General features: G+C 67.7%; 22 protein-coding genes and 1 other RNA gene. 10 read left to right on the plus strand and 13 right to left on the minus strand.

The features are described from left to right. Positions 1-8 precede the first annotated feature (8 nt). From ACNKFW_RS18550 to ACNKFW_RS18595, 10 genes are all read right to left on the minus strand, one after another. Complete coding sequence (locus tag ACNKFW_RS18550; protein WP_024843497.1) at positions 9-1,043, minus strand: cell division protein FtsQ/DivIB; 1,035 nt, start codon at positions 1,041-1,043, stop codon at positions 9-11. Further along, a complete protein-coding gene (locus ACNKFW_RS18555) occupies positions 1,031-1,954 on the minus strand; it encodes a D-alanine--D-alanine ligase (protein WP_024843496.1) in 924 nt (307 codons plus the stop codon). The genes ACNKFW_RS18550 and ACNKFW_RS18555 overlap by 13 nt, the downstream gene beginning before the upstream one ends. A 132-nt stretch (positions 1,955-2,086) precedes the next feature. After that, positions 2,087-3,007, minus strand: a complete 921-nt coding sequence (murB, locus tag ACNKFW_RS18560; RefSeq protein ID WP_024843495.1) for a UDP-N-acetylmuramate dehydrogenase — start codon at positions 3,005-3,007, stop codon at positions 2,087-2,089. Between the two features lie 115 nt (positions 3,008-3,122). Further along, a complete protein-coding gene (locus ACNKFW_RS18565; RefSeq protein ID WP_147429171.1) occupies positions 3,123-3,617 on the minus strand; it encodes a cell wall hydrolase in 495 nt (164 codons plus the stop codon). 50 nt (positions 3,618-3,667) lie between these two features. Then, a complete protein-coding gene (locus tag ACNKFW_RS18570; protein ID WP_024843493.1) occupies positions 3,668-4,039 on the minus strand; it encodes a hypothetical protein in 372 nt (123 codons plus the stop codon). 12 nt (positions 4,040-4,051) lie between these two features. After that, complete coding sequence (locus ACNKFW_RS18575) at positions 4,052-4,327, minus strand: DUF2484 family protein (protein ID WP_024843492.1); 276 nt, start codon at positions 4,325-4,327, stop codon at positions 4,052-4,054. Then, positions 4,324-5,751 (minus strand): UDP-N-acetylmuramate--L-alanine ligase, encoded by a 1,428-nt coding sequence (gene murC, locus ACNKFW_RS18580; RefSeq protein WP_024843491.1) that lies wholly within the window; start codon positions 5,749-5,751, stop codon positions 4,324-4,326. The genes ACNKFW_RS18575 and murC overlap by 4 nt, the downstream gene beginning before the upstream one ends. Next, positions 5,748-6,836, minus strand: coding sequence for a UDP-N-acetylglucosamine--N-acetylmuramyl-(pentapeptide) pyrophosphoryl-undecaprenol N-acetylglucosamine transferase (locus tag ACNKFW_RS18585; protein WP_147428709.1), 1,089 nt, complete (start codon positions 6,834-6,836; stop codon positions 5,748-5,750). Before ACNKFW_RS18585 ends, murC begins: the two co-directional genes overlap by 4 nt. Further along, positions 6,833-8,002: a peptidoglycan glycosyltransferase FtsW gene (locus tag ACNKFW_RS18590; protein WP_024843489.1), complete on the minus strand. Its 1,170-nt coding sequence runs from the start codon at positions 8,000-8,002 to the stop codon at positions 6,833-6,835. Before ACNKFW_RS18590 ends, ACNKFW_RS18585 begins: the two co-directional genes overlap by 4 nt. Positions 8,003-8,229: 227 nt before the next feature. Continuing rightward, entirely contained in the window at positions 8,230-9,210 is a 981-nt protein-coding gene (locus ACNKFW_RS18595; RefSeq protein ID WP_147428708.1) for a TerC family protein, read from the minus strand. Between the two features lie 271 nt (positions 9,211-9,481). On the opposite strand from ACNKFW_RS18595, the gene ACNKFW_RS18600 reads away from it, so the two are divergent. The 7 genes from ACNKFW_RS18600 to ACNKFW_RS18630 all read left to right on the plus strand — a co-directional run bounded on the left by ACNKFW_RS18600 (position 9,482) and on the right by ACNKFW_RS18630 (position 16,188). Then, a complete protein-coding gene (locus tag ACNKFW_RS18600; RefSeq protein WP_024843487.1) occupies positions 9,482-10,384 on the plus strand; it encodes a hypothetical protein in 903 nt (300 codons plus the stop codon). Continuing rightward, on the plus strand, positions 10,384-11,310 hold the full coding sequence (locus ACNKFW_RS18605) for a homoserine O-succinyltransferase (RefSeq protein ID WP_024843486.1): 927 nt from the start codon (positions 10,384-10,386) through the stop codon (positions 11,308-11,310). Before ACNKFW_RS18600 ends, ACNKFW_RS18605 begins: the two co-directional genes overlap by 1 nt. Before the next feature lie 2 nt (positions 11,311-11,312). Further along, positions 11,313-12,230, plus strand: coding sequence for a polyphosphate kinase 2 (ppk2, locus tag ACNKFW_RS18610; RefSeq protein ID WP_051419747.1), 918 nt, complete (start codon positions 11,313-11,315; stop codon positions 12,228-12,230). 21 nt (positions 12,231-12,251) lie between these two features. Next, positions 12,252-13,193, plus strand: a complete 942-nt coding sequence (locus ACNKFW_RS18615; RefSeq protein WP_418025163.1) for a TPM domain-containing protein — start codon at positions 12,252-12,254, stop codon at positions 13,191-13,193. A gap of 72 nt (positions 13,194-13,265) precedes the next feature. After that, positions 13,266-14,318 (plus strand): ABC transporter substrate-binding protein, encoded by a 1,053-nt coding sequence (locus ACNKFW_RS18620; RefSeq protein WP_024843483.1) that lies wholly within the window; start codon positions 13,266-13,268, stop codon positions 14,316-14,318. A 174-nt stretch (positions 14,319-14,492) separates the two neighbouring features. Continuing rightward, positions 14,493-14,846: a transfer-messenger RNA gene (gene ssrA / locus ACNKFW_RS18625) on the plus strand. A 70-nt stretch (positions 14,847-14,916) separates the two neighbouring features. After that, on the plus strand, positions 14,917-16,188 hold the full coding sequence (locus ACNKFW_RS18630) for a glutamate-5-semialdehyde dehydrogenase (protein ID WP_147428706.1): 1,272 nt from the start codon (positions 14,917-14,919) through the stop codon (positions 16,186-16,188). A 43-nt stretch (positions 16,189-16,231) separates the two neighbouring features. Here the strand turns inward: ACNKFW_RS18630 and ACNKFW_RS18635 are convergent, their stop codons facing one another. After that, positions 16,232-16,888: a histidine phosphotransferase family protein gene (locus tag ACNKFW_RS18635; RefSeq protein WP_024843481.1), complete on the minus strand. Its 657-nt coding sequence runs from the start codon at positions 16,886-16,888 to the stop codon at positions 16,232-16,234. Positions 16,889-16,928: 40 nt separating this feature from the next. On the opposite strand from ACNKFW_RS18635, the gene ACNKFW_RS18640 reads away from it, so the two are divergent. Continuing rightward, on the plus strand, positions 16,929-17,123 hold the full coding sequence (locus tag ACNKFW_RS18640; RefSeq protein WP_024843480.1) for a DUF3553 domain-containing protein: 195 nt from the start codon (positions 16,929-16,931) through the stop codon (positions 17,121-17,123). 24 nt (positions 17,124-17,147) lie between these two features. Here the strand turns inward: ACNKFW_RS18640 and ACNKFW_RS18645 are convergent, their stop codons facing one another. After that, complete coding sequence (locus tag ACNKFW_RS18645) at positions 17,148-17,756, minus strand: hypothetical protein (RefSeq protein ID WP_147428704.1); 609 nt, start codon at positions 17,754-17,756, stop codon at positions 17,148-17,150. Between the two features lie 278 nt (positions 17,757-18,034). On the opposite strand from ACNKFW_RS18645, the gene ACNKFW_RS18650 reads away from it, so the two are divergent. Together ACNKFW_RS18650 and ACNKFW_RS18655 are read left to right on the plus strand one after the other, a co-directional pair. Continuing rightward, the gene (locus ACNKFW_RS18650) at positions 18,035-18,814 is read left to right on the plus strand and encodes a GNAT family N-acetyltransferase (protein WP_024843478.1); all 780 of its coding nucleotides are present in this window, start codon (positions 18,035-18,037) and stop codon (positions 18,812-18,814) included. Further along, a complete protein-coding gene (locus ACNKFW_RS18655; RefSeq protein ID WP_147428703.1) occupies positions 18,811-19,644 on the plus strand; it encodes a lysophospholipid acyltransferase family protein in 834 nt (277 codons plus the stop codon). The genes ACNKFW_RS18650 and ACNKFW_RS18655 overlap by 4 nt, the downstream gene beginning before the upstream one ends. Before the next feature lie 148 nt (positions 19,645-19,792). Here the strand turns inward: ACNKFW_RS18655 and ACNKFW_RS18660 are convergent, their stop codons facing one another. Then, positions 19,793-21,571, minus strand: a complete 1,779-nt coding sequence (locus ACNKFW_RS18660; protein WP_147428702.1) for an SLC13 family permease — start codon at positions 21,569-21,571, stop codon at positions 19,793-19,795. Positions 21,572-21,580 lie beyond the last annotated feature (9 nt).

Here is a 21,580-nt window from a genome sequence, read left to right on the forward strand (position 1 = left end):
TTGCGCTGTCAGCCGCTTTTCCGCGCGGTCTTTGCCGCCTTGCCCGCCGTCGCCCCCGCCGCGGCGTCGGGCGGCAGCGGCAATCCGTCCGCGCCCAGTTCCGGCTGGCCGCGGGCGCGGCGGATGGCGTTCTGCGCCTCCAGCCCCAGCCGCACCACGGGCCGCGCCTCCTGCCGCAGGTCGACGACCGAAAGGTCGCGGTCCAGCATGTGCAGCGCGCGGTCCAGCGCGATGGCGCGCTCCAGCGCCTGCAGCGCCTTGTCCTCGGGCAGCTTGATACGCTGGCCGCGGTCCAGCACCACGTCCCAGCGCCGCTCGCCCATGCGCTCCAACCCGCGCAGCCGCGGCAGGATCGGCCCGGCGGCATCGATCAGCGCCAGCGCCTCGGCCGCGGCGCGGTCGGCGCCCTCGCCGGCGACGATGGGCAGGTCGCCCCGCACCTCGCGCCCCGTGACCGAGGCGACGCGGTGCCCGGTCTTGTCCAGCAGCTCGATGCCGCGGGCATGGCGCCACAGCAGGGCCGGCACCCGTTCGGTCACGACGGCCGACAGCACCCCCCCCGGCTTGATGCGCAGGTCCACCGCCTCGACGGCATCCAGCTTCAGCACCCGCTCGCGCAGCTTTTCCAGGTCGATGTCAAAGCTCGAGGCCGGCAGGTCCACCGGCAGCATGGCGCGCAGCCCCTTGTCCACCGCGGGCGAGGCGCCCTCGATGGTCATCATCCTGACCATGAATTCGTCGCGGTGCTGGATGCGGTCCACGATGGCGTCGATGCCGCCGGTCAGGTTGGCGCGGCGCGTGTCGTCCGACAGCCAGATCCCCGCCACCAGCGCCGCCAGAAAGGCGGGCAGGCCGACATGCACCAGCCGCCGCACCAGCGGCCGCAGCATCATCCGGTTCAGCCGGTAGGCCAGGCGCGAGGGCGCGGGATCCTTGCGCGGCGTGCGCGGCGCCACCGGGGCGGGACGCGCGGGTGCGGGACGCACCGGCGCCGGCCGCCCGCCCGGCCCCTGGCCGCGGTGAAAGGGGTTCAGGCCCTGCATAGCGCCTCCTCGACGATCCAGCGGCAAAGCGCGGGAAAGTCCATGCCGGCATGGGCCGCCTGCTCGGGGGCAAGCGAGGTGGGGGTCATGCCGGGCTGGGTGTTCACCTCGAGGATAATCAGCCCGCCCAGCCCGCGGCTTTCGTCCCAGCGGAAATCGGTGCGGGTCAGCCCGCGGCAGCCCAGCGCCCGATGCGCCCGCACGGCCTGGTCGCGGCAGGCGGCGGCGATTTCCGGCGGGATCTCGGCGGGGATGACATGGCGCGAGCCGCCGGGCTTGTATTTGGCGTCGTAGTCGTACCAGCCCTCAGTCACGATCTCGGTCACGCCAAGCGCGCGGTCGCCCAGCACGGCCACGGTCAGCTCGCGCCCCGGCGCATAGGTCTCCACCATGACCCGCGCGGGCATCCGGTCGGAAAGCTGCGGCGGGCCGTTGGCGGCCTCGTGCACGATATAGACCCCGACCGAGGAGCCCTCGTCGTTCGGCTTGACCACATAGGGCGGCGCCATGACGTGACGGGCGCGCACCTCGGCGGCATCGGCGATCAGGCTGTCCAGCACCGGCAGGCCGGCAAGGCGCAGGATCTCCTTGGCGCGGGACTTGTCCATGGCCAGCGCCGAGGCCAGCACGCCGGAATGGGTATAGCGCCAGCCCAGCCATTCCAGCAGGCCCTGCACGCAGCCATCCTCGCCCCAACGGCCATGCAGGGCGTTGAAGACCACGTCCGGCGCATGTTCGGCCAGACGCGCGGGCAGATCCCTGCCCGCATCCAATTCGACGACTTCATAGCCCGCCTGCCGCAGCGCAACCGCGCATTCACGCCCCGACGAGAGCGAAACCTCGCGCTCGGCCGAGGGTCCGCCCATCAGGACTGCGACTTTCGGGGCCGACCTGCTCGACCTGCCCGCCAATGTTCTGCCTCATGTTCCCCGGTTGGTCCGGGTAATTATGCGGTCAGGATAGCCGCTTGGGCGGAATCGCAAAAGTCCCTTTTCGCGTCTTGCGCGATATTTCCGGCGATGACGGCGGGTTACGGCCGGTTCCTAGGGCTGGCCTACGCGGATGACTTCCCATTGCAGCTCGTGCCCGCTGGCCTCGCGCACGCGGGCGCGCACCAATTCGCCCAGGGCCTCCAGCTCGGCGGCGGTGGCGCCATCGGCGTTCAGCAGGAAATTGGGGTGCTTTTCCGACATCTGCGCCCCGCCCAGGCGGTGGCCGCGCAGGCCGGCAGCGTCGATCAGCGACCAGGCCTTCAGCTCGTGGCTGTCATCCGCCCGCCCGGTCGAGGAAAACCCGGCCGGGTTGCGAAAGGTCGAGCCGGCGCTGCGTTCGCGCGTGGGCTGGCTCGCATCGCGGCGCGCCAGCTGTTCCTCCATCCGCGCGGCCAGTCCCGCGGGATCGCCCGGCGCGGCGCGAAAGCGGGCCTCGGTCACGACCCAGCCCTCGGGGATCTCGGAATGACGATAGGCCAGACGCAGGTCTGCGGCCGCGATTTCGTGCAGGCTGCCGTCGCGGGCCACGGCGCGGACCGAGATCAGGTGGTCGGCGACATAGCTGCCATAGCAGCCCGCGTTCATCCGCACCGCGCCGCCGATGCTGCCGGGGATGGTGCGCAGAAAGGTCAGGTCCAGCCCCGCCTCGGCGGCGCGGCGCGCGACATGGGCGTCCAGCGCCGCCGCGCCCGCGGTGACGATGCCGCCCTCGCAGGAGATGCCATTGAAGCCGCGTCCCAGCCGGATCACCACGCCGCGGATGCCGCCGTCGCGCACGATCAGGTTCGAGCCGACGCCCATGGCAAAGACCGGCAGCGCCGGGTCAAGGCCGCGCAGGAAATCCGCCAGATCCGCTTCGTCCGCTGGCTGGAACAGCCAGTCGGCCGGCCCGCCGACCCGCAGCCAGGTCAGATCGGCAAGGGCTCGGTTCGGGGTCAGGGCGCCGCGGGGCGTGGGAGGCGTCTGGGTCATGGCGCGGTGGTTAATCAGCCTTGCGCGCGCCGTCAATCCGGCCCGCATGGCACAACCGCTTTCCGGCGCGGTTCGCCAGGGTTCCGGCTGCGGCCCGCCGAGACGCGCCGCGCCTCTAGCGCAGCCCGTCCACCGGGGCCGGAGGCACGGGCTGGGTCACAAGATGGCTCTTGCGCTTTTCGTAAAAGGCATTGCCCCCTGCAACCAGGACGTAATGCATGTTGTCATAGGAGAAGCGATGATCCTTCTGGTGGAAGAACATGGCATTGCCGATCCCCGGCTGCCTTTCGCCGCGCAGGACCGCGATCGCGGCCTCGCGCACCGCCGGCAGGGATTTCGAATCCATTCGCCGGGTCAGGACGCCCGGCGCGAACTGGCCCTTTTGCCCGACCACGCCGCAGACCGTGTTGGGATAGCCCTGCGCCCGGACGCGGTTCATGACCACGTTGCCGACGGCGATCATGCCGTCGCGGCTCGAACGGTTCGCTTCGAAATAGATCACCCGCTCCATGCATTCCAGCTCGCTCATGCCGCCGCGGCCGCAGCCGGCAAGCCCGGCCAGGGCAAGCGCCAGCATCGCGCCCAGACCCGCCCGCGCCCGGACCCGCATCCTGGTTTCCGTCACCGTCATCCCGCCCCCCTTTCTCGTCCCGTCTCCGGCTATTCCAGCGCGCTGAGGATTACCGCCAGCGCGGCGAAGCAGCCAAGCCCGACGATGTCCCAGGGCCGCGCGAACGGTGCGCGCATGCCTGCCGTCGGCCGCAAGCGGTCGTAAATCCAGCGCAGCAGCGCGCCCGCGACCAGACCTCCCGCCGCGATCAGCAGCAAGAGTGACAGCAGCGCGCCGATGATGCCGGCCAGATAGCCGCCGCCGGTCTTGCCATCGCCGATCAGATAGCAAAGCCAGGCCGCGCCGAGCAGCAGGGCCAGTTCGGCCCCCAGCACCCGGAACGAGCGGGCAGCGGCGCGCCGGATGCCGATGGCGGCGGCCAGCGCCACCGTGACGAGGACGATCAGCCATGCCGCGATCATCGCCGGCGGTTCCTAGCGCAGGCCGCGCTGCGTCAGCGCGCGCCGGCGACGGCGCGGATCGAAGGGCGGCCAGACCAGCAGCGACAGCCCCAGCGCCAGGAACAGCACGCCGAAGCCGGGCCCGCAGAGATAGGTCATCCAGCCCAGCACCGGCACGCCGCACAGCACCAGCGCCCAAAGCGCCGAATGGCGCCAGCGCAGCCGCAGAAAGGGCAGAAGGCAGGCCATCACGCCCCAAAGCAGAGCGCAAAGCGCCGCGGTGGCGGGATGGCTGGCCAGCGCGATCACGCGGCCTTCTCCGTCAGCCGCTCGGGCAGGTTGTTGGCCCAGGCCGAGATGGTGCCGGCGCCCAGGCAGACCACCATGTCGCCCGGCCGCGCCTGTTCGCGCACCAGCCGCTCCAGGTCGCCCTCGTCCATTACCGCGCGGGCGTGGCGGTGGCCATGCGCGATCAGCCCGGCGACCAGGTCGTCGCGCGAGGCGCCGGGGATCGGCTCTTCGCCCGCGGAATAGACCTCGGCGATGGCGACGACATCGGCCTCGTTGAAACAGGTGCAGAAATCGTCGAACAGGTTGGAAAGCCGGGAATAGCGATGCGGCTGATGCACGGCGATCACCCGGCCCCTGGTCGCCTGGCGCGCGGCCTTCAGCACCGCCGCGATCTCGACCGGGTGATGGCCGTAATCGTCGATGATGGTCACGCCGTTCACTTCGCCCACGCGGGTAAAGCGGCGGCTGACCCCGCCGAAGCGCGCCAGCGCCTCGCGGATCTGGGCACGCTTCATGCCCAGGTGGCGGGCGACGGCCACCGCGGCCAGCGCGTTCGAGACGTTGTGATCGCCCGGCATCGGCAGGGTGCAGCCCTCGATCACCGGCACCTCGCCGTCGTTCAACTCGGCCTCGCCTCGCAGGGCGATGTCGAAATGCGCCACGCCGTTTTCATAGCGCAGGTTGATCGCGCGCACGTCGGCCTGGGCGTTGAAGCCGAAGGTGGCGACGCGACGGTCGGAGAGCTTGCCGACCAGCGACTGCACCTCGGGGTGGTCGGTGCAGCAGACGGCAAGGCCGTAGAAGGGGATGTTCGAGACGAAATCCTGGAAGCCCTTGCGCAGCGCATCGAAGCTGCCCCAATGCTCCATATGCTCGGGGTCGATATTGGTCACGATGGCGATGGTCGCGGGCAGGCGGTTGAAGCTGCCGTCCGATTCGTCGGCCTCGACCACCATCCATTCGCCGGCGCCGGCGCGGGCGTTCGAGCCGTAAGCGTGGATGACGCCGCCATTGATCACCGTCGGATCGAAGCCCCCCGCATCCAGCAGCGTCGCGACCATGGTGGTGGTCGTGGTCTTGCCATGGGTGCCGGCGATGGCGACATTGGATTTCAGCCGCATCAGCTCGGCCAGCATCTCGGCCCGGCGCACGACGGGCAGGCCGCGGCGGCGGGCCTCCTCAAGCTCGGGGTTGCCCTTCTTGATGGCGGTCGAGATCACCACCACGCCGGCTTCGCCAATGTTTTCAGCACGTTGGCCTTCGAAGACGGTGGCGCCCAGCGCCTGCAAGCGGTCGGTGATCTTCGAGCGTTTCGCGTCAGAACCCTGCACCTGGTAGCCCAGCGTCATCAGCACCTCGGCGATGCCGGACATGCCGATGCCGCCGATGCCGACGAAATGGATGGGGCCAAGCTCGCCCGGAAGTTTGGTCGCTGCGTTCATCGGGTCAGTTCCGTCACTAGATCTGCAAGGCGCTGCGCCGCGTCGGGGCGGGCAAGCGTTAGCGCGGCAGCGGCCATGGCGGTGGCGCGGGCGCTGTCGGAAAGGATGTCCCGGATGTCGCGCCTCAGGCTCTCGGCGTCAAGCACGGATTCGGGCAAAAGGATCGCCGCGCCGGATTCCGCAAGGGCACGGGCATTGGCGGTCTGGTGGTCGCCGGTCGCCGCGGCATAGGGGATCAGGATCGCCGGGCGGCCGATCACGGTGATGTCGGCGATGGACGAGGCCCCGGCCCGGCTGACGGCCAGCTGGCACTCGGCCAGCCGCCGGGGCACGTCGTCGAAGAAGGGCCGGACCTCGGCATCGACGCCGGCCGCGGCATAGGCGGCAGTGACGCGCGCGCCATCCTCGGCGCGGGCCTGGTGGCTGACCGACAGGCGGGCGCGCATCTCGTCGGGCAGGCCGGCGATGGCCTCGGGCACCATGTCGGACAGCACGCGCGCGCCCTGGCTGCCGCCGATGACCAGCAGGCGCAGCGGGCCCTCGCCCGGCGGCATATAGGGCGCGCCGGCGCGGTCCAGCACCGCCTGGCGCACCGGGTTGCCGGTATGGATGCCCTGCACGCCGGCCGGCAGCCGGGTCGGCCAGGTGCCGCAGGCCACGCGGTCCACCCGGCGGGCGAAGGCCATGTTCACCCGGCCCATGATGCCGTTCTGCTCGTGGATCATGCGCGGGATGCGCAGGACCAGCGCCGCCGACATGGCGGGGATGGTCGGATAGCCGCCGAAGCCCACCACCACGGCCGGACGGTCGGCCCGCATCCGGCGCATGGCCGAAAGCACGCCCGCGCCGATGCGGAAGGGCACGGCGAGCTTGGCCAGCGTCCCCCCGCGCGCGGTGGTGGCAGAGCTGACCACCTCGCGCGCGACCTCGGCCGGGAAGGCGCCGGCATAGCGCGCGCCGCGTTCGTCGGTGGACAGCTTCACCCGCCAGCCCTGCGCCAGCAGCACCTCGGCCAGCGATTGCGCCGGGAACATGTGGCCGCCGGTGCCGCCGGCAGCGATCAGGCAAAGCGGGGCCGCGCTCATCCCCGGCCCCGGCCCAGCACGTCGCCGATGCGGCCCTGCGGGCGCGAGCGGGTCAGCGCCAGCAGCATCCCCATGGCGATGCCCGAGGCGATCACCGACGAGCCGCCATAGCTGACGAAGGGCAGCGTCATGCCCTTGGCCGGCAGAAGCCGCACCGCCACGCCCATGTTGATCAGCGCCTGCACGCCGAAGGCGCAGGCCAGCCCGGTGCCGGCGATGCGGGCAAAGGGATCGCGCTCGCCCTGAAGCCGCAGAAGCGAGCGGATGACGATGGTGGCGTAAAGCGCGATGATGATCAGCACCAGGATCAGCCCGTATTCCTCGGCCGCAACGGCGATGATGAAATCGGTATGGGCGTCGGGCAGCGACCACTTGACCGAGCCCTCGCCCACGCCGACGCCGAAGAAGCCGCCCTCCTGGATGGCGTTGGTGGCATAGCCCAGCTGGGTGCGCGGATCGACCTCGGCCGCAAGGAAACCGTTGATGCGGCGGGCGAAATGCTCGGATGCGCCATAGGCGAAGACGCCGCCGACACAGGCCAGCCCCATCACACCGCCCAGAAGGTAAAGCGGCGCGCCGGCGATGAAATACATCACGCACCAGGAAAACAGCACCAGCGAGGCCTGGCCAAAATCGGGCTGCATGGCCAGAAGCAGCACCACGACCACCGCAAGCCCGAAGGAGAAGGACTTGCCGGGCGGGCCGCCGACCTCCTGGCTTGCGGCCATGAACCAGGCGCAGATGGCGACGAAGCAGGGTTTCAGGAACTCGGAAGGCTGCACCGACATGCCGCCGGGCAGGCGCAGCCAGCGCACCGCACCCTTGCCGAAATCGGTGCCGATGAAGGGCAGCGCCATCAGCACCACCAGCGCGACCAGAAAGCCCAGCACGCCGATCCGCCGCACCATCCTGGGCGAGAAGGTCGAGATCACCAGCATTGCCGCCAGCGCCATGGCGCCGAAGACCGCCTGGCGGGTGACGTAATAGAATTGCGGCAGGCCGTTCTTTTCGGCCAGGGGCACCGAGGCCGCCAGGCCCAGCAGCAGCCCGACCGCGAACAGTCCCAGCACGCAGGCCAGGGACCATCGGTCCAGCGTGCGCCACCAGCGTGGAAGAATCGGATCACCTGCCCGCAAGGGCGTGGTGCCAAAGACCATCTCGGTCATGGGTTACCGCCGTCACTGCCTCGTTTGCATCGCCCGTTTGCCGGGTCTGGGCGGAAGCATAGCGCGATTGGCCGTGGCGCGCTACTGCGGATTGAGTGACGTGGTGGCAGCCCGGATCACATCGCGCGGAAGACGGCCGGGTTTCGCACCCCGCCGCCCCGCCTTCTCCGTTCTTCAAATACCCGACGGCAACCGCGCGGCCGGGCGCGGCGGCGGAAATCTGGCGCTCAGGCGCGCGCCACGTCCTTGCGGGTGCGCCACAGCGACCAGCCGACGCCGGCGCCGAGGATGGCGAGGGTGATGCCCAGCGACGCGGCGGGCGGGAATTTCGCCAGCCCCATCAGGTCGGCCAGGAATACCTTGGAGCCAATGAAGATCAGCAGCACCGCCAATGCCTGCTTGAGATATTCGAAGCGGTGGATGATCGCCGCCAGCGCGAAGAACAGCGCGCGCAGGCCCAGAATGGCAAAGATGTTCGAGGTGTAGACGATATAGGGGTCGGCGGTGATGGCAAAGACCGCCGGCACCGAATCGACCGCGAAGATCACGTCGGCGATCTCGATCATCACCAGCGCCAACAGCAGCGGCGTGGCGTAACGGCGGATGCGGCCGGTCGCGGGGTCGGACCTCTTCACGACAAAGGCATGGCCGTGCAGTTCGTCGGTCAGCCGCATCCGGCGGCGCAGGAACTTCAGGACCGGGTTCGATCCCATGTCATGCTCCTTGTCGCCGATGAACAGCATCTTGACGCCGGTCAGGATCAGGAAGCCGGCAAAGACATAGAGGATCCAGCCATATTGCGCGACCAGCGTCGCACCGACGCCGATCATGATGCCGCGCAGCACGATCACGCCCAGGATGCCCCAGAACAGCACCCGGTGCTGGTAGCGGCGCGAAATCGACAGCGTGGCGAAGATCAGCGCGATGACAAAGACATTGTCCATCGCCAGCGTCTTTTCCACCACGAAGGCGGTCATGTATTCGGCGGCGGCATTGCTGCCCAGCTGATACCAGACGAAGCCGCCGAAAAGCACGCCCAGCGTGATGTAGAAGCCCGAGAGCTTCAGGCTTTCGGCGACGCCGATTTCCTTGTCGCCGCGGTTGAGCACGCCGAGGTCGAAGGCCAGCAACGCCGCGACGAGGCCGACGAAGACCAGCCACAGCCAGATCGGCGTACCGAGAAAGAGGGTCAGGTAGAAAGGTTCCATGCCAGGCTCCACATTGAACGAAAGCCGGTGCGAAGCCTTGGAAGGGAAAGGGTTCTGGGCTGGCACCGAGCAAGGCTCAATGCGGTCCGACATCACGACTGGCGTCGTCAGAGGGGCCCGGTCCGCCCGCCCCAGATAGGGGCTCGGGGCCGCGATGCAAGACCGGGCCAATCGCTTTTCCGGGCGGCGGGCCGATCGGCGGGAACAGCCACCCCTTTTCCTTGGCCCTGCGCGGGACTAACTATCGCCAAGCCTCGCAAAAGGATCGCCCATGCTTTACCAGACCAAGGCCGAATGGCTGGCCGCACCCCGCAAGCGCGTGCTGTTCTTCGGCATGTCCGGGCTGGGCAAGACCTTCCTGGCCTCGATGCTGCGCGGCTCGGGGGAATGGTTCCACTATTCGGTCGATTACCGCATCGGCACCCGCTACATGGGCGAGCTGATCGCCGACAACTTCAAGCGCGAGGCGATGAAAGTGCCCTTCCTGCGCGAACTCTTGCTGTCGGATTCGGTCTATATCGCCAGCAACATCACCTTCGAGAACCTGGCGCCGCTGTCCACCTATCTGGGCAAGCCCGGCAGCGTCACCCGCGGCGGGCTGGAATTTGACGAATACATGCGCCGCCAGGACCAGCACCGGATGGCCGAGATCGCGGCGCTGCTGGATACCGGGCATTTCATCCGCCGCGCGCAGGAGATCTACAACCTGGGCAATTTCGTCTGCGATTCCGGCGGCTCGGTCTGCGAGGTGGTGGACCCCTTTGCCAAGACCGACCCGGTGCTGGACGCGCTGGAGCGCGAATTGCTGCTGGTCTGGATCAAGGGCTCGGACGCGCATACCGAGGAACTGGTGCGCCGCTTCGACCGCGCGCCGAAGCCGATGTATTACCAGCCGGATTTCCTGGACCGGGCCTGGACCGACTACCGGGTCGACAAGGGCCTGCGCGAGGATCAGGTGAATCCCGACGATTTCATCCGCTGGACCTATGCCCGCGCGCTGGCCCATCGCCAGCCGCGCTACGAGGCGATGGCCCGGCGCGGCGTGACGCTGCTGGCCGAGGAGGTGGCACGGGTGACAGGCCCGCAAGACCTGATCGCGCTGATCGGCCATGCCATAGACCGACGGCCCGCCGGCGCCGCCCTTGCCGGAACGATCGACAGAAAGGACGCATGATGCCCATCACCCTGCCCAATGACCTGCCGGCCTATGACATCCTGTCGAACGAAGGCGTCATGGTCATGTCGCCGGGCCGGGCGGCGACGCAGGACATCAGGCCCTTGCGCATCGGGCTTTTGAACCTGATGCCCAAGAAGATCCAGACCGAGAACCAGTTCGCCCGGCTGATCGGCGCCACGCCCCTGCAGATCGACTTTCAGCTGATCCGCATGTCCGACCACGAAAGCCGCAACACCGCGGCCGATCACCTGCAATCCTTCTATCGCCGCTTCTGCGAGGTCGAGGAAACGGGCGAGAAGTTCGACGGGCTCATCATCACCGGCGCGCCCATCGAGCACCTGCCCTTCGAGGCCGTGACCTATTGGGACGAACTGACCCGCGTCTTCGACTGGACGCAAAGCCATGTGCATTCGACCTTCGGCGTCTGCTGGGGCGGCATGGCGATGGCCTGGCATTTCCACCGCCTGGAAAAGCACATGCTGGACCGCAAGGCCTTCGGCTGCTTCCGCCACCGCAACCTGGCGCCCTCCAGCCCCTATCTGCGCGGCTTTTCCGACGACGTGCTGGTTCCCGTCAGCCGCTGGACCGAGGTGCGCCAGGACGAGGTGGACGCCATCCCGGCGCTGACGACGCTGATCGCCTCGGATCAGGTCGGGCCCTGCCTGCTGCAAGACCCCTGCCATCGCGCGCTCTATGTCTTCAACCATTTCGAATATGACAGCACGACGCTGAAGGACGAATACGACCGCGACGCCGCCTCGGGCAAGCCGATCGAGGTGCCGGTGAACTACTACCCGGACGACGACCCGTCGCGCGCGCCGACGAACCGCTGGCGCAGCCATGCGCATCTGCTCTATGGTAACTGGATCAACGAGATCTACCAGACCACCCATTTCGACCTGAACCGCATCGGCGAGGCGTAAGCATGGCCAGCAATGGCGCCAAGGACGGGACCGGCAAGCGGGGATCTCTGCCCGACCTGCCCTTTGTCGGCGCAATCACCCGCTACCTGGAACAGGACGCGCCCGAGGCGCTGCGCAAGACCGTGGCGGCGGCGGACGGCAAGCGCATCCCCGATCCCTCCTATCCTTATGCCGAGGAGATGAAGGGCAAGGATTACGACGAGCGGATGGCCGGGCTGCAATTGCAGCTGGTGCGGCTGATGCGCGACGTGATCCATACCGGCAAGCGCATGGTGGTGCTGTTCGAGGGCCGCGATGCCGCCGGCAAGGGCGGCACCATCGAGCGGGTGCGCGAGAACCTCAACCCGCGCTCGGCCTATATCGTCGCCCTGCCCAAGCCCAGCGAGCGTGAGGCCGGGGAATGGTATTTCCAGCGCTATGTCGACTGGCTGCCCGCCAGGGGCGAGATCGCGCTCTTCGACCGCAGCTGGTACAACCGCGGCGTGGTCGAAAAGGTCTTCGGCTTCTGCACGGATGCACAGCGCGAGACCTTCTTTCGCCAACTGCCGCTGTTCGAGACCATGCTGGTCGATGACGGGGTGATCCTGGTCAAGCTGTGGCTGGAGGTCAGCCGGGCCGAGCAGCTCAAGCGGTTCCTCGACCGCGAGCAGGATCCGCTGAAGCAATGGAAGCTCAGCCCCATCGACGTCGAGGGGCTGGCGAAATGGGACGATTACGGTGCCGCGATCCGGGACACGCTGCTGCGCAGCCATTCCGGCATCGCACCCTGGACGGTGATCCGCGCCGACGACAAGCGCCGCGCCCGCATCGCGGCGATCCAGGCCATCCTGCGCGCGGTCGATTTCGCCGGCCGCGACGACGAGGTAATCGGCCAGCCCGACCCGCAGATCACCGGCGGCCCCGAGATCCTGCCGGGATAGCGGGCAAGGCAGGGGGCGACGATGGATCGGCCGTTCAGGACCACCCCGGCCAACGCGATCGCCCGCAAGGCGGCATGGCTGTGCGCGCTGATTTGGCTGGCGGTCCTCGCCCCGGTCCAGGCACAGGCACAGGCACAGGATCTGCCCGACTGGCAGAACCTGCATGTCAACGATTTCGCCGGGCTGCTCGCGCCCCAGGATGCCCAGGCCCTCGACAGGGCCCTGGCCGGGCTGCGCAAGGATGCCGGTATCCAGGGCACGGTCGTCACCCTGACCGACCGGGCGCGCCACGGCGGGTCCGACGGGCTGGAGCCCTTCGCCACCCGGCTCTTCAACCATTGGGGCGTGGGCGACGGTGCGCGCAGCGACGGCTTCATGGTCCTGGTGCTGGCCGAGAACCGCGAGGCGCGGATCGAACTCGGCCGCGGCTATGAAAACGACGCCGACATCCTGGCGCAGGAGATCATGCGCAACACCATGCTGCCCGCCTTTCGCGACGGCCGGATGTCGCAGGGCATCCGCGACGGCACGCTGGCGGTGATCACGCTGATCGCCCGTCCCGTCGCGACGGGTCAGCCGCTCGGGACGCGCGAACGCGGGCTGATGGACCGTATCGTCCCCCTTGCCTTCGGCGGCGCCTGGCTCCTGATCCTCGGCGCCATCGCCCGGCAGCTCTGGCAACGCAACCGCTGCCCGCGATGCGGGCACCGCGGCCTGGAAACGCAGGTCGCGCCCCTGCAAACCCCGCTGCCCGAGGGCGGCCACATGGTCTCGCATGACGATGTCACGCGGCGCTGCCCGGCCTGCGACTGGTCCGAATCCCGCCAGCGCCTGCGCCGGCAAACGGTCTGGTACGACCCGAACGGCGCCGTGCTGCGCAGCCGGACCAACAGGGCCGCGGGCGGCAACTCGGGCTTCGGCGGCGGCTCGTCGCGGGGCGGCGGCGCCTCGGGGCGCTGGTAGCACCGCCGCGCTTGCGAGGTCGCGGCGGGACGGCTAGCGTCAGGCCAGACTGCCTTCAAGGAAAGCTCCGACATGAAACTTTTCCGCTTCCCCGCCCTGGCGCTCGCGCTTGCCAGCACCAGCCTGACGGCCGCCTGGGCCGCCGATCCCGAACTGACGGTCTTCGACTGGGCCGGGTTCGAGGAGCCGGTGATTTTCCAGGGCTATATCGACAAGCATGGCACCGGCCCGACCTTCGTCTTCTACGGCGACGATGACGAGGCCTATCAAAAGCTCGCCTCGGGCTTCAAAGCCGATGTCGCCCATCCCTGCTCGCAAATGGTGTCGAAATACCGCGATGCCGGGCTGATCGAGCCCTGGGACGTCTCGAAGATCCCCGCCTTCGAAAGCCTCGATGCGAAATTCCTCGATTCGGAAATCTTCAAGGACGACGAGGGTGTCTGGTACATCCCGACCGACTGGGGCGCGACCGCGGTGGCCTATAATACCGAGACCGTGCCGGCCGAGGACGTGGCCAGCCTGAACATCTTCATCGACCCGAAATACCAGGGCCGCACCTCGCTGCCCGATTCGGCCGACGATGTCTGGGCGCTGGCCTATCTGGCCACCGGCACCACCGACTGGACCGAAGTGACCGACGAGCAGTTCGCGGCCGCCGCCGACTGGCTGCGCCAGGCGCATCAGAACGTCGCCGCCTATTGGGCCGACCCGGCCGAACAGGCGCAGCTGATGGCTTCGGGCGCGGTGGACGTGGCCTGGTCCTGGAACGACGGCGTGGTGCTGCTGGAAAACGACGGCTTCCCGGTCGGCTTCCAGCGCGCGGCCAAGGAAGGCAGTTCGACCTTCTTCTGCGGCTTCATCAATTTGAAGAGCGGGCCGGGCAACGAGGACAAGGCCTACGACTTCATCAACGCCTGGCTCGCCCCCGAGGCGGCCAAGGGCCTGCTGGACACGATCGGCTACGGCCATACCTCGACCGTCGCCATGGAGACGATCAAGGACGAGCCGGCGGTGCAGGAAGGGCTGTCGCCCGTGGACGCCCCGATCCTGGCCCAGACCCCGAACGACCCGCAGCAACGCGAAAGGCAGCTGCAGGAATTCGAAAAGATCAAGGCCGGCTTCTGACCGACCCTTGCAGCGCCCCGCCCCGAAAGCGGGGCCTTCCGCCGACGGCACGGCCGCATGGGTATTTCAGGAACGAAGAAGGCCGGGGCGTTGCGCCCCGTTATTCTCCGTTTTCCAAATACCCCATGGGGTGAATTGGTCCGCGCAGCGGGACAAGAGGGGAACAGCGTTCCCCTCCTTGCGCGCGAGAATGGCGGCGCCTATATTCGGCTTGTCCGGGTTCGCCCGGACTATGGACATAAACGCGCAGGTAATAAGCGGATCGGACCCGGGGGCGGTACCCGGCGGCTCCACCATCATCCCTCGTTGGGGGCGCATGGGGCCGAAACAGGATCGACGAACGTCTAAAGCTGTTTGCTTTGTCTCGGTGAGCTACCACCGTCATCGGTGCAAAATGTACAGTTGCCAACGACAACCGTGCTCCGGTGGCTCTGGCTGCGTAAGCAGCTCGGGCAACCGAAACTCAAGCCCTTCCGCCTAGCAGCGTAAGGCGGGGCCCGCAGGAGCCTGGCAACAGAATCCTGCACCTTCCCCCTTTAATCTCTGGTTTTTCGGCGCGCCCGGGCCTATCTCAGGCCACATGCAAGGGAATGCCGCCATGAAAGACCTGACCTCCTCCGATGCCGATGCGCTGATCGCGGATCTGGGCGCAAAGGCGCGCGCCGCCGCCGCCCTGCTGGCCGAGGCCTCGGCCGAGCGCAAGCATGCCGCCCTGATCGGTGCCGCCGATGCGATCCTGAGGGCCGAGGACGCCATCCTCGACGCCAATGCCGAGGACATGCATTACGCTGAGGAGAAGGGCCTCTCCCCCGCCATGCTCGACCGGCTGAAGCTCGATCCCGCGCGCATCCGCGCCATGGCCGAGGGGCTGCGCTCGGTCGCGGCGCAAGCGGACCCCGTGGGCCGCGTGCTGGCGGAATGGGACCGGCCAAACGGGCTGCATATCCGGCGCGTCGCGACCCCCCTGGGCGTCATCGGCGTGATCTACGAAAGCCGCCCCAATGTCACCGCCGATGCCGCGGCGCTGGCGCTGAAGGCGGGCAATGCGGTGATCCTGCGCGGCGGCTCGGAAAGCCTGAACAGCTCGGCCGCGATCCACCGGGCGCTGGTGACGGGCCTGACGCAGGCCGGCCTACCCGAGGCGTCGGTGCAGATGGTGCCGACCCGCGACCGCGAGGCCGTCGCCGCCATGCTGCGCGCGCAGGCATTCATCGACGTGATCGTGCCCCGCGGCGGCAAGGGCCTGGTCGGGCTGGTGCAGAAGGAAGCCCGCGTGCCGGTCTTTGCCCATCTGGAGGGCATCTGCCATGTCTATGCCGACCGCGACGCCGACCTGGACAAGGCGCGCCGCGTGGTGCTGAACGCCAAGACCCGGCGCACCGGCATTTGCGGCGCCGCCGAATGCCTGCTGATCGACTGGCAGTTCTACACCAGGCACGGTCCCGTGCTGGTGCAGGATCTGCTGGACGCGGGCGTCGAGGTCCGTGCCGAAGGCGAGCTTGCCAAGGTGCCGGGCACCGTGCCGGCCGAGCCCTCGGATTTCGGGCAGGAGTTCCTGGACAAGATCATCGCGGTAAAGCTGGTCGACGGCGTCGAGGAGGCGATCGCCCATATCCGTCGCTATGGCTCGGGCCATACCGAATCGATCCTGACCGAGAACGACGCCACCGCCGAGCGTTTTTTCAACGGGCTCGACAGCGCCATCCTGATGCAGAACGCCTCGACGCAATTCGCCGATGGCGGCGAATTCGGGATGGGCGCCGAGATCGGCATCGCCACCGGCAAGATGCATGCGCGCGGGCCGGTGGGCGCCGAGCAGCTGACCAGCTTCAAGTATCTGGTCACCGGCGACGGCACCATCCGGACCTGACGCCAACACAAGCCGGGCACTGAAACCCGGTGGGATCCGGGCCTCAGAACGAGATCTCGCCGCCGCTCTCGTCCAGTTCCCAGGCCAGCGGGCGATTGGCGGCGCAGGCGAAACCGGCCAGCAGCGGGAAATGCACCTCGGAGGCGCCCGGTTCGGGCCGCGCCCGGTGCCGATCGGGGCCGAGCCAGGACCACAGCGCCGGATCCGGCCTGATGCGGCTGCTTTCGGCGACCAGCCGCCAGCCCTGGGCACCGCGGCAGACCAGCACGCTGCCGCCCCAGGGCATCGCCGTCTCAAGGCACATCAGCGCCAGCAGGATCAGGCGCGCCTCGATGCGCGGCAGATCGCCCTCGGCCTCCAGCCGCAGGCGGATGCGCCCGCCCCTTTCGACCTCGGCCAGCAGCGCGGCCAGTTCGGCCAGGCCAAGGCGCTGGTCCGGCGCAGCATGGCCGAAGGCCACGCGGAACCAGCGTATCCGCGCCCGCGCCGCCTCGACGCTTTCGGCGATCAACTGCATCTCGGGGCTGTCGTCGATGCCTGGCCAGGCGCCCGAAAGCTGCAGCAGCTCCAGCCCGTTGCCGATCGCCCCCAGGGGCGAGACGATGTCATGGCACAGCCGCGAACCGACCAGCGCGGCAAGCCGCTCGGGCGGCAGGACGTCGGGAGTGCCGAGCGGGCAATGGATTGTCAGATCGTCCATGGAAGGCTAGCCTGCATGATGCTTCAGGAAGGGGCCTAAGATGAATGAAATCCTGGAACCCGGCATGATCGTGCGCCACCCCGGCGCACCCGAATGGGGCACCGGCCAGGTGCAATCGCGCGTCGGCGACCGCATCACCGTGAATTTCACCCATGCGGGCAAGCAGGTGGTGGATGGCAGGCATATCATTCTTATTCTCCTTCCGCCGCTATCGTCCCAATCGACAACCTCCTGAGGCTAGGGTTGCCGAGGCTGGATATCAGTTCTTCTTGGTCAGATAGTCGAAAATGGATTCAGCAACGCCGAGCCTTACATTCCTGACGAGACAAGCATTCTTGGCACCACACCTAAATCCAACCCTGAACCGCCTGGCAATATTACCCTCATATGCCGCACCTTGCAGCGCGGTGACAGAGCCGACCAAAGCTGCCGACGAGACCGCAGCACTGGCGGCCATAGTCCCCAAGACACCGCTTCCCCCGTCGATGAAACCAATGGGTTTGGATGTCACAGGACCGGATTTGTCAGCCGGATTGTCGAGAAAGATCTCCTTGACCCCTCCAAAGTCGTAGCGCCGGCCATCAACAGAGAACCCGTTGGAATATATTTTGAATTCCTTGGTCTTTCCAGAAGTAAACAGATATATCGCGAGAAGCGTCAAGCCGAAAGTTATGGGGTAGAACAGGACGACGTTTTCAGTCCCGCCTGCCGTCACAAACAAGAGAGAGATGACAAGCCAAAACGGCAGAACAAGGACAATCCTTGCGATCCAGCCCATTCCGGCGGTCTTATAAGAGACGCTCATCGAGCCGTCGCCATTCCTCACCTCGGCGAACCCACGGTCGATCTTTGCCGGCGCTTCAGTCATTCGTTATACCCTGCTTTCTATACTTCCTTGAATCGCAAATTGCTTTTGCATCATACTGATCCAATCGCGATCTCCCGCATATGCGGCCATCATTAAAACTGTGTTGCCGGCCGCAACTGCTCGCAGCCGGGCTCTCTGCAAGGGTCAGTGCAGAGTAATTGAACTTTTCCGGCTGTCAATCGCCCCTGAGTTGCCGGGCGGTGCGGCAGTTGCAATGTTCACCGCACCCGCCTAGACACGGAACCAGACGCAACCAGGCAGGGTTCCAGGCCGCAGAGATGACGCCAGAGACGTCCTATTTCACCACAGGCCTGGCCACAGACGAGGCCGACCTTCTGGCCGCGCAGCGCCTGCGCTATCGCGTCTTCGTCGAGGAACTGGGCGGCGACGGCCCGCTGGTCGATCACGTGAACCGCTTCGAGCGGGATGAGTTCGACCCGGTGGTGGATCACCTGGTGCTGGTGGACCACCGCCGCTCGCGCGAGGCATTGGACCATGTGGTCGGCGTCTATCGCCTGTTGCCGGGCGACCGGGCCGAGGCCTTCGGCCGCTTCTATTGCGACAGCGAATACGACCTGGCGCCGCTGCGCGCCTCGGGGCGGTCGCTGCTGGAACTGGGCCGGTCCTGCGTCGATCCGGCCTATCGCGGCGGCTCGGGCATGTTCCTGATGTGGAATGCGCTGGCCGATTACGTGCTGGCGCGCGGGATCGAGATCCTGTTCGGCGTCGCCTCGTTCCACGGCACGGATGTGGAGGCGCTGGCCCAGCCGCTCAGCTGGCTGCACCATCACCACCTGGCGCCCGAGGCGATCCGGCCCCGCGCCCGGCCCGACGGCTATCGTCGCATGGATCTGATCACGCCCCAAGAGCTGGACCGCCGCGCCGCCATGGCTGGCATGCCGGCGCTGATCAAGGCCTATCTGCGGCTGGGCGGCATGGTCGGCGAGGGCGCCTGGCTGGACCGCGCCTTCAACACCACCGATGTCTTCCTGATGGTCGATACCCAGGCCATGTCGGCCAAGCATCGCAAGTTCTACGAGGCCCGGCAGGGGCAATGAGCCAGGGCAACCGCGCCACCTGGCGGGACGAGATCGCGCCGCCGGCCATTCCGCGTCCCGGCGCGCTCGGCTGGCTGCTGGTGCTGCTGCGCGGCGGCGGCATCGTGCTGGTGCTGGCGCTCGGCGTGCTGCTGATCCTGCCGCTGCGCCTGGCCGAGCGGCTGCTCACCGGCCCGCGCCGGCCCCTGACCGGCCCCTGGGTGCAGGGCGTCTGCCGCATCTGCCTGTGGATCATGGGCCTGCGCTGGCGCTGCGTCGGCCGGCCGATGCGCAGCCCCGGCGCGGTGGTGGCGAATCATTCCAGCTGGCTCGACATCTTCGTGCTGAATGCGGCGATGCCGGTGTTCTTCGTCTCGAAATCCGAGGTGGCGGGCTGGCCGGGCATCAATATCCTGACCCGCGTCACCGACACGCATTTCGTCGCCCGCGACCCCCGGCTCGCCCGCGCCCAGGCCGAGGAATTCGCCGCCCGCACCCGCGCCGGCCACCGCCTGCTGTTTTTCCCCGAGGGCACCAGCAGCGACGGACGCCGCGTGCTGCCCTTCAAGCCCACGCTGTTCCAGGGCTTCCTCGACCCGGCCCTGCCCGAGGGGCTGGCGATCCAGCCGATGAGCGCCGCCTATCGCGCGCCCAAGGGCCGCGACCCGCGCTTCTACGGCTGGTGGGGCGACATGGACCTGGGGCCGCATCTTCTGGCGGTGCTGGCGCAATATCCGCAAGGCTCGGTGACAGTGCGGCTGCACGCGCCGATCCCGGTGGCGGAAGAAACCCGCAAGACGCTGGCCGCCAAGGCCGAGGCCTCCGTCCGCGAAGGGTTCGCGGCAGGTTGAACTCTGCCGCATAGCCGGCGCGCGCGCCGCCTGTGACGAGGCCGGCGGGGTATTTGCATGACGGAAAGAACCTGGCGCAGGGCCTCATGCTTTCCGTTTTGCAAATACCCCTGCGGCGGCGACACAGGTCCAGCCGGATCCAGATATTTCAAAGCGGCCAGAACAGCGGAATCGTCAGGCAGGCGACGATGCCGCAGATGATGTCCAGAGGCACCCCGACCTTGACGAAATCGCTGAACCTGTAGCCGCCGGGGCCATAGACCATCAGATGCGTCTGATAGCCGATGGGGGTGGCGAAGGCCACCGTGGCCGCGAACATCACCGCCACGACATAGGCGCGCGGATCGTGGCCCAGCGATTTTGCCAGGGCGATGGCCACTGGCGTCAACAGCACTGCGACGGCATTGTTCGACAGCACCTCGGTCATGACGAGGCCGAGGAAATAGACCGCGATCAGCGTGGCAAAGGGCGGCAGGCCGGCAAGATAGGGCGCCACCGCCTCCACCACCAGGTCGACGGTCCCGGTATGCTCCAGCGCCTCGCCCACCGCCAGCATGGCGAAGATCATCGCCAGGAGCCGGGCATCGACAAAGGAGAAGGCCTCTTCGGCATCCACGCAGCGGGTGATCAGGATGATCGCCGCCGCCATGAAGGCCAGCGCCATGATCGGCGCCACGTCCAGTGCCGCCAGCGTGACCACCGACAGCAGGCACAGGATCGCGATCGGCGCCTTGGAGCGGCGAAACGGCCGGGCCGAGGGGCGCGAGACATCGACCAGTTCCATGTCGGCGGCCAGCCGGGCGATATCCTCGGGCGCGCCTTCCAGCAGCAGCGTGTCGCCGACCTGCACCACCAGGTCGTCGAGCTGGCGGCCGATGTTCTGGCTGCGGCGATGTGCGGCCAGCACGTAGACGCCATAGCGCCGCCGCAGGCGCATGTCGCCCAGCCGCCGCCCGACCAGCCGCGCGCCGGGCGAGATCAGCACCTCGACCGTGTCGGTGGCGACCGAGCTGAGCTTGTCGACCATCTGGAAATTTTTGTTGGCCTGCATCTCCAGCAGATCGGCCATTTCCGAGCGCAGCACCACGCGGTCGCCCGGTTCCAGCACCACCTCCGCCAGGTTGCGGCGCAATGAGGCATCACCGCGCAGCACGTCGATCACCCGCACTGCCTCGCGCTTGAAGATCGGCGCCGTCAGCACCGGCTGGCCGGCCAGGCTGGAATCCTCGGGGATGGCGACCTCGGTGAAATATTTCATCTCGCGCCGGGTACCCAGGAAGCCGGCCAGCGAGGTGCGGTTGGGCAGCAGGTGCTTGCCCAGAAGCGCGAAATAGACGATGCCGGCCAGCGTGATGGCGATGCCGACAGGCGCGATCTCGAAGATGGTAAAGGGCACCATGCCCTGCTCGCGCGCCACGCCGTCGACCAGCAGGTTGGTCGAGGTGCCGATCAGCGTCATCATGCCGCCCAGGATGGTGAAATAGCTCAGCGGCATCAAGAGCTTGGAAGGCGAGAACCCCAGCCGCAGCGCCAGCTGGATGAAGATCGGGATCATCACCGCCACCACCGGCGTATTGTTCATGATTGCCGAGGCCAGGATCACGAACAGGAACAGGGCGCCGATGGTGAAACGCGGATGGCTGGTCGCGCGCAGGGTGACGAGGCGCGACATCATCTCCAAGGCACCGGTGCGCAGAAGCCCGCCCATGATCAGGAACATGAAGGCGATGGTCCAGGGCGCGGCGTTCGACAGTACCCCGGCCGCATCCTTGATCGGCAAGAGGCCCAGAAGCATCATCACCGCGGCAGTGCCGATGGCGACGACTTCGGGCGGGTGCTTTTCACGGACGAACTCGATGAACATGATGGTCACGATGATCAGCATCGCCACCGCCGCATTGGTTCCGGTCAGTTCAAAGCCCAGCATGCAATCCTG

Origin of the sequence: Paracoccus sp. TD-10, from assembly GCF_048270675.1 — a bacterium.
Taxonomy (GTDB): domain Bacteria; phylum Pseudomonadota; class Alphaproteobacteria; order Rhodobacterales; family Rhodobacteraceae; genus Paracoccus; species Paracoccus pantotrophus.

What these genes read in the sequence shown, in the direction of transcription:
- ACNKFW_RS18630 (WP_147428706.1), top strand. Translation starts at nt 14,917, where the DNA reads ATGAAAGACCTGACCTCCTCCGATGCCGATGCGCTGATCGCGGATCTG.
- ACNKFW_RS18570 (WP_024843493.1), bottom strand. Translation starts at nt 4,039, where the DNA reads ATGATCGCGGCATGGCTGATCGTCCTCGTCACGGTGGCGCTGGCCGCC.
- ACNKFW_RS18585 (WP_147428709.1), bottom strand. Translation starts at nt 6,836, where the DNA reads ATGAGCGCGGCCCCGCTTTGCCTGATCGCTGCCGGCGGCACCGGCGGC.
- ACNKFW_RS18565 (WP_147429171.1), bottom strand. Translation starts at nt 3,617, where the DNA reads ATGCGGGTCCGGGCGCGGGCGGGTCTGGGCGCGATGCTGGCGCTTGCC.
- murB (WP_024843495.1), bottom strand. Translation starts at nt 3,007, where the DNA reads ATGACCCAGACGCCTCCCACGCCCCGCGGCGCCCTGACCCCGAACCGA.
- ACNKFW_RS18660 (WP_147428702.1), bottom strand. Translation starts at nt 21,571, where the DNA reads ATGCTGGGCTTTGAACTGACCGGAACCAATGCGGCGGTGGCGATGCTG.
- ACNKFW_RS18635 (WP_024843481.1), bottom strand. Translation starts at nt 16,888, where the DNA reads ATGGACGATCTGACAATCCATTGCCCGCTCGGCACTCCCGACGTCCTG.
- ACNKFW_RS18645 (WP_147428704.1), bottom strand. Translation starts at nt 17,756, where the DNA reads ATGACTGAAGCGCCGGCAAAGATCGACCGTGGGTTCGCCGAGGTGAGG.
- ACNKFW_RS18590 (WP_024843489.1), bottom strand. Translation starts at nt 8,002, where the DNA reads ATGACCGAGATGGTCTTTGGCACCACGCCCTTGCGGGCAGGTGATCCG.
- murC (WP_024843491.1), bottom strand. Translation starts at nt 5,751, where the DNA reads ATGAACGCAGCGACCAAACTTCCGGGCGAGCTTGGCCCCATCCATTTC.
- ACNKFW_RS18655 (WP_147428703.1), top strand. Translation starts at nt 18,811, where the DNA reads ATGAGCCAGGGCAACCGCGCCACCTGGCGGGACGAGATCGCGCCGCCG.
- ppk2 (WP_051419747.1), top strand. Translation starts at nt 11,313, where the DNA reads ATGGCCAGCAATGGCGCCAAGGACGGGACCGGCAAGCGGGGATCTCTG.
- ACNKFW_RS18620 (WP_024843483.1), top strand. Translation starts at nt 13,266, where the DNA reads ATGAAACTTTTCCGCTTCCCCGCCCTGGCGCTCGCGCTTGCCAGCACC.
- ACNKFW_RS18640 (WP_024843480.1), top strand. Translation starts at nt 16,929, where the DNA reads ATGAATGAAATCCTGGAACCCGGCATGATCGTGCGCCACCCCGGCGCA.
- ACNKFW_RS18550 (WP_024843497.1), bottom strand. Translation starts at nt 1,043, where the DNA reads ATGCAGGGCCTGAACCCCTTTCACCGCGGCCAGGGGCCGGGCGGGCGG.
- ACNKFW_RS18605 (WP_024843486.1), top strand. Translation starts at nt 10,384, where the DNA reads ATGCCCATCACCCTGCCCAATGACCTGCCGGCCTATGACATCCTGTCG.
- ACNKFW_RS18600 (WP_024843487.1), top strand. Translation starts at nt 9,482, where the DNA reads ATGCTTTACCAGACCAAGGCCGAATGGCTGGCCGCACCCCGCAAGCGC.
- ACNKFW_RS18615 (WP_418025163.1), top strand. Translation starts at nt 12,252, where the DNA reads ATGGATCGGCCGTTCAGGACCACCCCGGCCAACGCGATCGCCCGCAAG.
- ACNKFW_RS18650 (WP_024843478.1), top strand. Translation starts at nt 18,035, where the DNA reads ATGACGCCAGAGACGTCCTATTTCACCACAGGCCTGGCCACAGACGAG.
- ACNKFW_RS18595 (WP_147428708.1), bottom strand. Translation starts at nt 9,210, where the DNA reads ATGGAACCTTTCTACCTGACCCTCTTTCTCGGTACGCCGATCTGGCTG.